The following is an 11,709-nucleotide window of genomic DNA, read 5'->3' as shown; positions in this document are numbered from 1 at the left end:
GCGTGGCACCGGGCCACGCCGCCCCCTCGTCACCATCCGTCGGCCGGGTCAGCCCTCCGGCGCCGTCCGGGCCGCCCAGCGCTGCTCGACCTTCCCGAACCGCCAGTACGCGAGGGCCATCGCCCAGACCACCACGAAGAGCCCGACGATGACGAAGCCGACGTTGTCGAGGTCGAGTCCGGAGATCCAGCCGGTGACCGCGTCGTCCATGGCCAGCTTCTCGCGCAGGACGCTCACCAGCTCGATCGTGCCGATGAGGAAGGCCACGGCGATCGACAGGCCGGTGATGGTGAGGTTGTAGTAGACCTTGCGGACCGGGTTGGAGAACGCCCACTGGTACGTGAAGTTCATGAACGTGCCGTCGAGCGTGTCGAAGAGGCTCATCCCCGCCGCGAAGAGCAGCGGCAGGCACATGATGGCGTACCAGGGCAGCCCGGCCGCGGCGCCGCTGCCCGCCATCACCATCAGCGTGACCTCGGTCGCGGTGTCGAAGCCGAGTCCGAAGAGGAAGCCGAGCGGATACATCTGGCCGGGGCGGGTGATGGAGCGGGTGAACCGGCCGAGCACCCGGTTCATGAAGCCGCGCGAGTCCAGGTGCTCCTCCAGCTCGGCCTCGTCGAAGCGGCCCGCGCGCATGGAGCGGAAGACCTTCCAGATGCCCGCGAGGGCCACCAGGTTGAGCGCGGCGATGAGGTAGAGGAAGGTCCCGGAGACGGTCGTGCCGACGACGCCGAGCGTCTGGTGGGCGGCGGAGTCCTCGTTGATCAGCGTGCCGGCGAGGTGGGCGCCGCCCGCGACGAGCGCGGCCATGGCGACCACGACGCTGGAGTGGCCGAGGGCGAACCAGAAGCCGACGGAGACCGGACGCTTGCCGTCGGCCATCAGCTTGCGGGTGGTGTTGTCGATGGCGGCGATGTGGTCGGCGTCGAAGGCGTGCCGCATGCCGAGGGTGTAGGCGGTGATGCCGAGGCCGACGCCGAAGACCTGCGAGCCGACCGTGTAGTGGCTGGGCACGACGAGCAGGAAGAGCACGCCGAAGGCGACGACGTGCAGCGCGGCTATGACGGCCAGCAGGCCGGCGGTGCGCAGGGTGTCCTGCCGCTGCCAGCGGAACGCGGGCGCGGCGGCCGGGGAGCCGGGGCCGGCGGGGGAATCGGGGGAACCAGTGGGGGTATCGGTGGGCAGGGCCATCCGTAAGTCACGCTCCAGCACCTCGTGGATCATTTCGTGAGATGCCGTGGCCGGTCTCCTGGCTTACGGGTTCAGCTCGCGCTGTTCTCCTCCCTGCCTTCCCGGCCGCAGGCTGCGGCCAGTGGCTCCGTACGCCCGCCGAAGCGCGTACGGAACGGGCTGAGGACCCCCCGATCACAGTGGCGAGGGCCGCTCCGGAATAGGGCCACAAGGACCCCTCACCGGTCTTCCCGAACACCACGGCCCGGCTACTTTAACGGTTTCGGCGGCTCTGACCAGTGGTGAACGGATGTGATCATCCACCCAGGGCATGGCCGCCGAACCCCTTCTCGCCCTCCGAGGCCGCGCGCCACCACTCCTCGGTGGACCGCTGGTCCATGGCCGCCCAGTCGGGTACGGACAGCACCTGCGCCCGGCCGAGCCGCCTGCCGAGCTCCAGCACCGCGCGGCCGATCGGCGCGCGCTCGGCGTCGTACGCGGCCAGCCCCGCGTCGCAGTCCTCTGCGGAGCGCAGGGCGCGCTCCAGCACCGTGGCGTCCTGGAGCGCCTTGACCGCGCCGCTGCCGGTGTGCGGGCGGGCGATGGCGGCGGAGTCCCCGAGGAGGACGAGCCGGCCCTTGGCGAAGTGCGGCACGGCGAGGTCGAAGATGGGCTGCACCAGGGTGTCCCGCGGGCGGGTGCGCTCGATGACCTCCCGCCAGTACGGCGGGAAGTGACGTGCCACCACCTTTTCCTGATGCTCCATCAACTCTGCCGTCACCGTGCGCGGCGGCGGTACGGTCGGGTCGTCGAGCCGCAGGCCCGGTACGTCCGGGGGCACCGCGTAGAACACCCAGTTGACGGAGGCGCCGCGGCCGTACGGGCCCGGAATGCGGTACGCGATCATGTGGCCCTCGGGGAACGCGACGGTGGCGGCGTCCTGTTCGGCCCAGGTCTCGCGGGGGCCCGGCAGCCGCTCGGCGGGCAGCGAGCCGCGCCAGGCGAGGTACCCGGCGTACCGGGGCGCGATGTCGGGGTACATCGCGGCCCGTACGACCGAGCGGTAACCGTCCGCGCCGATCACGAGGTCGAACCGCTCCTCGGCACCGCCCGCGAGGCGCAGCACCGCGCCGCGCGGCCCCGGACCGCGCGGCCCCGGACCGCGACCGGCGTCCGGGGTCACGGATTCGACGGCGGCGCCGGAGTGGTAGGCGACCTTCTCGGGGACGCGGGCGCGCAACTCCGTCCACAGAGAACCCCAGTTGTAGGAGCGGAACGGGAAGGGCAGCACCCCGAACTCCCGGCCGCCGCGCGCGTCCGTGTCGCCGAGCAGCCAGACGCGCCGGGCGAGCCGCACCCAGGGCATGCGGGCGTCGACGTATCCGGCCGCTTCCAGTTCGGCGTACCGGTCCTGCTGGATGGCGAGCCCCACGCCCCGGTCCTGGAGCCGCCGGGCGGCCCGTTCGTACACCACGACTTCCGCGGCCCCGGCCCGTACGGCGGCCAGCGCCGCGGCACAGCCGGCGATGCTGCCGCCCACGACGGCCACTCGTCCTCCGCGCACAGCGTCCCCTCACCCAGTCATCCGGCCGGACTCCGTCCAGGTCATTGACATGAACGTTACGAGTCCTTAGCGTCCTGCCCCACCCAATAGGAAGGTTTCTTAACTTTCTTAACTTCCATTTGTGAAAGGTGAATTGAACCGCCTGAGCCGCTTCCGCCACTCCCCGCGCCGACTCATGTCGCCTCAGCCGTCCGAGAGGTACCCCCTGTGTCCCTCCGCCCCGTCGCGCCCATCGCCGTCACCGGCCTGCTGCTGAGCCTCGCCCTTCCCGCCGTCGCCCTCCCCGCGCGCGCCACCGCCCCCCAGCCGCGCCCCGCCGCCCCGCCGAGCGCCCCCGTCACGCGGGCCGCGCCGGAAGCGGGGGCCGCGACGCCGCTCTCGGGGTTCGCGATCCAGTCCTCGGCCGACGTCGCCGACAGCGCCGAGACCGTCTCCACCCCCGGTTACGACACCAGGGGCTGGCATCCGGCGGCCGCCCGCTCCACCGTGCTCGCCGCGCTGCTCGCCGACGGCACGTACCCCGACGATCCCTTCTACTCCACCAACATGAAGAAGATCCCCGCGAAGGACTTCTCCGTCCCCTGGTGGTACCGATCGGATTTTACCGTCGCGAACTCCGCCGACGCCTCGGCGCGCACGTATCTCGACTTCAGCGGCGTGCTCTCGGCGGCCGACGTCTATGTGAACGGCAAGCGCGTCGCGGGCGCGGACCAGGTCGCCGGCGCGTACACCCGGCATGAGCTCGATGTCACGCCGCTGATCCGAAAGGGCGTCAACTCCGTTGCGCTGAAGGTCCGTCCCAACGATCCGAACAAGCACCTGACGATGGGCTGGGTCGACTGGCAGCAGCCGCCGCCCGACGCGAACATGGGTCTGGTCCGCGATGTCCTGGTGCGCCGGGGCGGGCCCGTCGCGCTGCGCGACGCGCATGTGACGACCGGTCTCGCGCTGCCCGCCATGGACTGGGCCGACCTCACCGTCAAGGCCGCCGCGCGCAATGAGACGGCCGCCCCGGTGACCGCGACCGTCTCCGGCGCCATCGGGCCGGTCCGGTTCAGCAAGCGCGTGCGACTGGCCGCGCACGAGAGCAGGACGGTCTCCTTCGGCCCCGCCGACACCCCCGGGCTGCGGCTGTCCCATCCGAAGGTGTGGTGGCCGGCCGGGATGGGCGGTCAGCCGCTGTACGGGCTCGACCTCACCGCGAGCGTGGACGGCAGGGCCTCCGACACGGCGCACGACGAGTTCGGCGTCCGCGACGTCAAGGCCCCGCTCGACCCGTCTGGGGCGCGCCGGTACTCCGTCAACGGGCGGCCGCTGCTCATCAAGGGCGGCGGCTGGCTCTCGGACATCTTCCTGCGCTGGGACCGCCGCTATGTGGCGGACCGGCTGGAGTACGTACGCGACCTCGGCCTCAACACCGTACGGCTGGAAGGTCATATCGAGCCGGACGAGTTCTTCGCGCTGACCGACCGGATGGGCATCCTGGTGCTCCCCGGCTGGGAGTGCTGCGACAAGTGGGAGGGCGACAACAACGGCGACGAGTCCGGCGAGAAGTGGACCGAGGCCGACCACCCCATAGCCAAGGCGTCCATGGCCGCCGAGGCCGCCCGGCTCCGCGGCCACCCGAGCGTGATCTCCTTCCTCATCGGCTCCGACTTCGCGCCCGGCGCGCGCACCGAGCGGGACTATCTCGACGCCCTGAAGGCGGCGGACTGGCCCAATCCCGTCGTCTCCTCCGCCTCCAAGCGGTCCTCGCCCGTCCTGGGCGCGTCCGGCCTGAAGATGACCGGCCCCTACGACTGGGTCCCGCCGGACTACTGGTACGCCAAGCGGGAGGGCGGCGCCACGGGCTTCAACTCCGAGACGAGCGCCGGTCCGTCCATCCCCACCCTCGACACCCTCAAGCGGATGCTGTCCCCCGCCGAGCTGCGCACGCTCTGGAAGGACCCGTCCGCGCGGCAGTACCACCGCTCGCCGTCGCACACGTTCGGCGATCTCAAGCTGTACGGGAACGCGCTCGCCGGCCGCTACGGCGCGCCCAAGAGCCTCGACGACTACGTCCGCAAGGCACAGCTCGCCCAGTACGAGGCGGTGCGGGCCGAGTTCGAGGCGTACGGGCGCAACGCGAGCGACACGTCCAAGCCGTCGACGGGTCTCATCTACTGGCTGCTCAACAGCGGCTGGACGTCGCTGCACTGGCAGCTGTTCGACCGCTATCTGGACCAGGGCGGCGCGTACTTCGGCGCGAAGAAGGCCGGGGAGCCGCTGCACATCCAGTACTCCTACGACGACCGGTCTGTGGTCGTGGTCAACCAGCGCCGCGCCGCCGCGAGCGGGCTCACGGCGCGCGTGAGCCTGTACACCCCCGACGGGCGGCGGAAGCTGGCGCGCGAGGCCGCGGTGACCGCGCCCGGCGACGGCGGCAAGGCCACCGCGCTGAAGCTCCCGGCACGGGTGCCGGGGATCGAGGGGACCTATCTCGCCAAGCTCCAGCTCACCGACGCGAAGGGCAAGGAGGTCAGCCGCAACGTGTACTGGCTCTCCACGAAGCCGGACGTCCTCGACTGGGACCACACCGAGTGGTATTACACGCCGACCACGTCCTACGCCGACCTCAAGGGACTCGCCGCCATGAAACGGGCGCGGGTCGCGCAGAGCTCCCGTACGGTCCAGGGGTCCGACGGCATGTCCACGACGACCGTCACCTTGCGCCGCACGGGCGGTGGTTCCGTGCCCGCACTGATGACCGACGTCCATGTCGTGGACGCGGCGGGCCGACCGGTGCTACCTGTGCGGTGGTCGGACAACCAGGTCAGCCTGTGGCCCGGCGAGTCGGTGACGGTCACCGCGCGCTATCGCGCCGCGGATCTGCACGGCTCGGCGCCCTCGGTGCGGGTGTCCGGCTGGAACACCCCACAGAGCACAGCGCGGAGCGTGCTACGCACGAGAAAGGGCTGATGCACATGCCGGACCTCATGGACGAGCGCGTCGGATTCGTACGGCGCATCGGCCTGTTCCAGGCCACCGCGATCAATATGAGCCAGATGTGCGGCATCGGGCCCTTCGTCACGATCCCGTTGATGGTCGCGGCCTTCGGCGGGCCGCAGGCCGTGATCGGGTTCATCGCGGGCGCGGTCCTCGCCCTCGCGGACGGGCTGATCTGGGCCGAGCTGGGCGCGTCGCTGCCGGGCGCGGGCGGCAGCTACGTCTATCTGCGGCAGGCGTTCCAGTACCGCACGGGCAAGCTGATGCCGTTCCTGTTCGTGTGGACGGCGATGCTCTTCATCCCGCTGGCGATGTCCACGGGGATCATCGGGTTCGTGCAGTACCTGGGCTATCTGTGGCCGGGCATGAGCCAGGGCCAGGGCGACCTGGTCGGGCTGGTGACGATCGCCGTCATCCTCGCGATGCTGTGGCGCCGGGTGGAGAACATCGCGAAGCTCTCCGTCGTCATGTGGACCGTGATGATCGCCTCGGTGGTGCTCGTCATCCTGGCCGCCTTCACCCACTTCAGCCCGGAGCGGGCGTTCACATACCCGGCGCACGCCTTCGAGCTGACCAGCAACCACTTCTGGATCGGCTTCGCGGCGGGGCTGACCATCGGCATCTACGACTACCTCGGCTACAACACGGCCGCGTACATGGGCGCCGAGATCAAGCGGCCCGGCCGCACGCTGCCGCGCGCCATCATCTACTCGATCCTCGGCATCATGACGATCTATCTGCTGCTCCAGGTCGGCACGCTCGGCGTCATCCACTGGAAGGACATGCTCGACCCGGACAACACGGCGTCGTCCTCCGTCGCCTCGGCGGTGCTGGAGAAGGCGTGGGGCAAGGGCCCGGCCGACGCCGTGACGGTGCTGATCCTCATCACGGCCGTCGCCTCCGTCTTCGCGGGGCTGCTGGGCGGTTCGCGGGTGCCGTACGACGCGGCGCGCGACAAGGTGTTCTTCCGCCCGTACGGGAAGCTGCACCCGCGCCACCGCTTCCCGGTGCTGTCCCTGCTGACCATGGGCGTGGTCACGGCCGTCGGCTTCATGATCGGCAGGCATACGGACCTGGCGACCATCATCCAGCTGCTGACCACCGTCATGGTGATCGTGCAGGCGCTGGCGCAGGTCGCCGCCGTCACCGTGCTGCGCCGCCGGCAGCCGGGGCTGCGGCGGCCGTACAAGATGTGGCTGTACCCGGTGCCGAGCCTCGTCGCGCTCGTCGGCTGGCTGGTGATCTACGGCTACGCGGACAAGAACTCGCCCGGCAGGCACCCCATCGAATGGTCGCTGGCCTGGGTCGCGGCGGGCTGCGTGGCGTTCCTGCTGTGGTCGCGGTACGAGAAGGTGTGGCCGTTCGGTCCGCGGGAGATCAGCGAGGAGTATCTGCACGGGGCGGACCCGGACGCCGAGGACCAGACGCCGGCGGAGATCTGACCTTCGGCGCGCCTCTCCCCTTGAAGGCCCCTGCTCCGCGGGGGCCTTCGGCTGCATTCCAGCCACACGCGTCACTCGGGTCAGCGGAATCTGCGCGTCCGGGTAGGGTGCGAAAGATCCGTATATCCCTACCTGGTGGACCGGAATTGAACGATAACGAACGTGTACGCGTGACGCGGCGCGGCAAGGTCGTCCTGTCGACGGCGACCGCGGCCATCGCCGCCGTGGGGCTGTGGAGTTGGGCGGACTCGGGGCACGAGGTCAAGGCGGACGCTCCGGCGGCGACGGCCCCCGCGACGGCCCCCTCGACGACGCCGCCCACGGCCCCGGCGGCGGGGCCGCCCGCGGCGAAGCCGACCGACGACGGCCGCATCCCGGGTCTCGGCGACGCCGCGCGCAAACGAATACCAGCGGGATCACGCCAAGTTCTGGTGGTCACCGGCAAGGGCGCCGACTCCTCCGACTCGACCGCGGTCCTCTACACCCGCGACGAGGGCTCCAGGATCTGGCGGCCGGGCCCGAGCTGGCCGGCGCACAACGCGGCGCACGGCTGGACACCCGACCACCACTACGGCGACCTCCGCTCCCCCGAGGGCGTGTTCACCCTCACCGGCGCGGGCGGCAAGCTCGCCTTCCCGGACGCGAAGCTCCCGTACGACCACAACGGGTCCTTCATCGCCTCCGGCAGCGGCGTGGAGGGCGAACCCCTCGCCGGGGCCTTCGACTACGTCATCGGGATCGACTACAACCGGGTGCCCGGTACCTCACCGCTCGACCCGCGGCGGCCGCTCGGCGCGAAGAAGGGCGGCGGTGTGTGGCTGCACGTCGACCACGACGGGCCCACCCAGGGCTGCGTCAGCCTGAAGCCGAAGGTGATGCGGACGCTGCTGCGCACCCTCGACCCGAAGCTCGAACCGGTGGTCGTGATGGGCCCGGCGTCGGCGCGAAATCACCGGTGATAGAACGGCAACCATGCCTGCGACCACCGCCCCGCCCCCGCCCGCGCCCCTCACGAAACGGCGCAGGCTGTACTGGCACCGGCTGATACCCGGCCTCTGGTACCGCCCCGTCGAGATCCTCGACGAGGCCCGCGACCGCACCGTGTGGGGCGCGGCGGTCCTGCTCTGCCTGGTCTGCGGCGCGCTCGGCACCGTCACCAAGGGCTCGTTCCACCAGCAGTGGAACGGCAACCCCCGGCTCGCCCTCGGGTCGCTGGCCACGGTCGAGGCGGGGGTCCTGTTCGCCAGCCTGGTGCTGGGCGTCGTCACCCACAGCATCGCCCGGCACCTGGGCGGCAATGGCAGACTCGGCCCCACGGCCACGCTCTTCGTCGTGCTCTTCTGGACCACCGACCTGCCCCGCCTGGCCCTCCACGCCTGGCTCCCGGCCCACTCCCTCGCGGTACGCGCCGTCGCCGGTCTGACCTGGCTGTTCGGCTACGCGCTGGCCGCCCTGCTGATCCGCGGTCAGCACCACCTGCCGACCCACAAGGCACTCGCCTCGGTGAGCATCCAGATGCTGGCCGCCGGCGCTCTGCTCAAGTTCCCGCCGGGGAACTGAGGGCGCACAGGGCGGAAGAGAAAGGCCCGCCCGGTGCGACGGGGGATGCACACCGGGCGGGCACAGGAACCTTTGTACCTCATCAAGGATGGGTCATGCATCAAAAACCTGTTCGGCTGACTGATTACCAGCGAGCAGGGAGCGATTTCAGGCCACGCGCACGAATCGTGGAACGCCACTTCAGGGCGGACCGGCCCTCATTCGGAACGAGTTCGGGCAGCCGTTCCCGAGCTTCGGGCAGCCGCTCCGCACGTGCCGCAAACGCGACACCGGGCCCCGTACGAGCCTGCGGTACCCCCGGAACACAGAGGGTTCCCGCGCCCCGGCGCGAGGCGTCCCGACTGGCCATGGCGCTGGAACCACACGCTCCGGTCGGGCGGACCGGTTCGGCCCGGGCAAGGCCGGTGCTGCTGCGATCGCCGTTTCCACCGCCTCCGCGGCGGTCCGCATGCTGATCGCGGCGTCCTCGACCTGAAACCGACGGATCGCACGGGCGGCGCCGGGTCCGTACGGGGTCGTACGGGCCCGGCACCAGCCTGTGTCGCAGGCGGCCTTGACCCCCGTCCAGGGCCACCTCGTCTCCACCGACCCGCGCCGGATCGCGGAGCCCGGTCCGCTCAGCTCTCGCCTCGCGGGTCCTCGGCTCCCGTCTCGGGCGGGTCTGCCGGAAGGTTCATCTGCCGTCTGAACTGGCCGATGATCGTCGTCAGGCTGTCCTGCACCTCCGGCGGCAGACCCACCGAGCGCAGGGCGATGGCGCGTACGCGCTGGTCCCGCATGGCGGTGAGGAAGCGGACTTCCTCCTCCACCCGCTCGGCCTGAGACGGCGACAGATCACCTAACAGGTAACCGACCGGCACTCCGAAGAACTTGGCGAGCGCCCGCAGCAGATCGGGGCTGGGGTTGGCGCGCCGGCCGTTGCGCAGCATCGACAGATACTGCTCCGTCACGCTGACCCCGCCGTACTCGTCCGTCCCGGTGCTGATCCGGTCCGCCACGTGTCCGTTGGTGTAGGGCGCTCCCGGCGGGTGCATGCTCGCGAACAGGTAGTTGAGCCGTTCCGCGAGCGGGCTCTCACCGGCCCCCGCCGATCTGTCGCCCCCGACTGCCATTTGCTCCATCCTTCGGAATGTGTCGCACGGCATCTCACGGGCAGTTAAGCCCGCAACCGCCGTGGAGAGCATCTTGCCATGGAGGTAACGGACCGCACCAGGGCGTCACGGGGAAAGTCAGGTGTGTCTTACTTAACCACCGGTTTAACGGGGGCCGGTTCTTGACAGCCCCATGGAGGCAACCTAAAGGACCTCCGGCCCGTCTTGACCATAATGCGGTGGCGCCCGCCGCGAGGAAAAGTCCCGGCCCTGTGGGGTGGCACACCTCGTGGGAGGCTCCGGCGCGCGGACGCCGCGGCGCTCTCGCGGGAGAGGCCGCGCGCGGGGGACGATGGCACGCCCGTACCGGCAGTGACTCCGGCCCCGCAGCCCCCGTCCTCGGGAGGACCCGCTCCATGAGAAGACCGCGCCCCGCACTCCTGCCCCTCGCGCCCCTCCTGTCCCTGATCCTCCTCGCGGCGACGCCCACCGCCCACGCCGCCGACAGCCCCCGACGCCCCGCCACTGCCTCCACCGCCGCCTCGGACGACGCCTACTGGACGGCGGAGCGGATGACCGCGGCACGCCCCGTCACAGGGGGCGTACGGGCGACCGCGCGCGCCACCGCTCCGGCCGCCGATCCGCCCGCGCCGAGCCACCCCTTCGACGGGCTCCCCCAAGTGGGCACGTTCTTCTGGACGGACGACACCGGCACCGGCCGGTCCTGCGGCGGCACCATCGTCCGCAGCCCGCACGGCAACCTCGTGGTCGGCGCCGGGCACTGCCTGCGCACCCCCAAGCCGAAGCGGCACCTGTCCTTCGTGCCGCGCTACCACGACGGGCGCAAGCCCTACGGGCTCTTCCCCGTCGAGCGCGTCTACATCGACCAGCGCTACTACGACCTGGGCACCGACGCGGGCGCCCGCTGGGACTACTCCGTCGTACAGGTCGGACCGCGCACGGACGGCGCCGAGGCGCAGGAGGCCGCCGGCGGCTTCGACCTCGGCGTGTACCCCGGCTACGAGCACCGGCGCGTACGGCTGATCGGCTATCCCGGCACCGACGACGCCACCCACCCCAAGCCGCTGGACTGCCGCTCCGCCACCCACCGCTACACCAGCACGGACCCGGCCGCGCCCGGCGACTTCCTGGAGATCGCCTGCGCCGGCTACATCGGCGGCACGTCGGGCGGCCCGTTCCTGGAGCGGTCGCTCACCGGATACCGCCTCATCGGCGTCATCGGCGGATACCACACCGGAGGGGATTTCCCGGATATCTCCTACAGTTCCTACTTCACCGGGGACATCCTGGCGCTGTACCTGCACGCGGTACGCGGCGATGCCCCGGCGCAGCCGCGGTAGAGCCTGCCAAGGCCGGGGCTCCGGGGGCCCGTTCCGCCCCTCCTGCGAGAATGCGTCACGTCAGTACGGCGCGTACGAGAGGTGGATCAGCAGTGTCAGCGGTACTCCCCGCCCTGGAATCGGTGAGCTGGCTGTGTGTGCGGGACGGGCGGCTGCTCGCCGTGCGCACCCACGGCCGTGAGGTCTTCTACCTGCCCGGCGGGAAGCTGGAGCCCGGCGAGAGCGGCACGCAGGCGCTCTCCCGCGAACTGTCCGAGGAACTCGGCGTCGACGCCGCGCCGGAGGCCCTGACCGAGGCGTTCGTCGTCGAGGACGTGGCCCACGGGCAGGACGGCCGGCGGCTGCACATGACCTGCTACCCCGGCGAGGCCGCGGGCGAGCCCGCGCCGGGCCGGGAGATCGCCGAACTGGCGTGGCTGGGCGTGGCCGACACCCACCGCGGCGCCCCCGCCCTGGGCCAGGTCATCAAGCGGCTCGCGGCCGAGGGGCTGCTCGCCTGAGCGTTGGGGGCGGGGTCTCCCCGCCCCCCTTTCAGT

General features: G+C 71.2%; 9 protein-coding genes and 1 riboswitch. Of the genes, 6 read left to right on the top strand and 3 right to left on the bottom strand.

The window, feature by feature from the left end; genetic code table 11:
* Positions 1-48: 48 nt before the first annotated feature.
* Both ACFU99_RS16880 and ACFU99_RS16875 read right to left on the bottom strand, forming a co-directional pair.
* The gene (locus ACFU99_RS16880) at positions 49-1,224 is read right to left on the bottom strand and encodes a HoxN/HupN/NixA family nickel/cobalt transporter (RefSeq protein ID WP_384392098.1); all 1,176 of its coding nucleotides are present in this window, start codon (positions 1,222-1,224) and stop codon (positions 49-51) included.
* Positions 1,222-1,448, bottom strand: a riboswitch (cobalamin riboswitch). It overlaps the preceding gene by 3 nt.
* 38 nt (positions 1,449-1,486) lie before the next feature.
* Positions 1,487-2,734: an FAD-dependent monooxygenase gene (locus ACFU99_RS16875; protein WP_384392095.1), complete on the bottom strand. Its 1,248-nt coding sequence runs from the start codon at positions 2,732-2,734 to the stop codon at positions 1,487-1,489.
* A 207-nt stretch (positions 2,735-2,941) separates the two neighbouring features.
* Between ACFU99_RS16875 and ACFU99_RS16870 the strand changes: the two genes are divergently transcribed.
* The 4 genes from ACFU99_RS16870 (at position 2,942) to ACFU99_RS16855 (ending at position 8,721) form a co-directional block, all read left to right on the top strand.
* The gene (locus ACFU99_RS16870) at positions 2,942-5,692 is read left to right on the top strand and encodes a sugar-binding domain-containing protein (RefSeq protein WP_384392092.1); all 2,751 of its coding nucleotides are present in this window, start codon (positions 2,942-2,944) and stop codon (positions 5,690-5,692) included.
* Between the two features lie 5 nt (positions 5,693-5,697).
* The gene (locus ACFU99_RS16865) at positions 5,698-7,161 is read left to right on the top strand and encodes an APC family permease (protein WP_384392101.1); all 1,464 of its coding nucleotides are present in this window, start codon (positions 5,698-5,700) and stop codon (positions 7,159-7,161) included.
* Between the two features lie 170 nt (positions 7,162-7,331).
* The gene (locus ACFU99_RS16860) at positions 7,332-8,120 is read left to right on the top strand and encodes a L,D-transpeptidase family protein (RefSeq protein ID WP_384392089.1); all 789 of its coding nucleotides are present in this window, start codon (positions 7,332-7,334) and stop codon (positions 8,118-8,120) included.
* A 13-nt stretch (positions 8,121-8,133) separates the two neighbouring features.
* Complete coding sequence (locus ACFU99_RS16855; protein ID WP_384392086.1) at positions 8,134-8,721, top strand: YIP1 family protein; 588 nt, start codon at positions 8,134-8,136, stop codon at positions 8,719-8,721.
* Positions 8,722-9,338: 617 nt separating this feature from the next.
* Here the strand turns inward: ACFU99_RS16855 and ACFU99_RS16850 are convergent.
* Positions 9,339-9,833, bottom strand: coding sequence for a helix-turn-helix domain-containing protein (locus ACFU99_RS16850; protein ID WP_384392083.1), 495 nt, complete (start codon positions 9,831-9,833; stop codon positions 9,339-9,341).
* A 395-nt stretch (positions 9,834-10,228) separates the two neighbouring features.
* Here ACFU99_RS16850 and ACFU99_RS16845 point away from each other — a divergent pair, with 395 nt between their 5' ends.
* Positions 10,229-11,173: a trypsin-like serine peptidase gene (locus ACFU99_RS16845; RefSeq protein WP_384392081.1), complete on the top strand. Its 945-nt coding sequence runs from the start codon at positions 10,229-10,231 to the stop codon at positions 11,171-11,173.
* Between the two features lie 92 nt (positions 11,174-11,265).
* The gene (locus ACFU99_RS16840) at positions 11,266-11,673 is read left to right on the top strand and encodes an NUDIX domain-containing protein (protein WP_384392078.1); all 408 of its coding nucleotides are present in this window, start codon (positions 11,266-11,268) and stop codon (positions 11,671-11,673) included.
* Positions 11,674-11,709 lie beyond the last annotated feature (36 nt).

The organism is Streptomyces sp. NPDC057654, from assembly GCF_042800135.1.
In the GTDB taxonomy this organism is placed as follows: Bacteria; Actinomycetota; Actinomycetes; order Streptomycetales; family Streptomycetaceae; genus Streptomyces.
The sequence above is the reverse complement of the archived record's forward strand: the minus strand, read 5'-3'. Positions and strand labels throughout refer to the sequence as shown.

Coding starts and splice junctions, on each gene's coding strand:
- ACFU99_RS16850 (WP_384392083.1), bottom strand. CDS start 9,833: ATGGCAGTCGGGGGCGACAGATCGGCGGGGGCCGGTGAGAGCCCGCTC.
- ACFU99_RS16845 (WP_384392081.1), top strand. CDS start 10,229: ATGAGAAGACCGCGCCCCGCACTCCTGCCCCTCGCGCCCCTCCTGTCC.
- ACFU99_RS16865 (WP_384392101.1), top strand. CDS start 5,698: ATGCCGGACCTCATGGACGAGCGCGTCGGATTCGTACGGCGCATCGGC.
- ACFU99_RS16855 (WP_384392086.1), top strand. CDS start 8,134: ATGCCTGCGACCACCGCCCCGCCCCCGCCCGCGCCCCTCACGAAACGG.
- ACFU99_RS16880 (WP_384392098.1), bottom strand. CDS start 1,224: ATGATCCACGAGGTGCTGGAGCGTGACTTACGGATGGCCCTGCCCACC.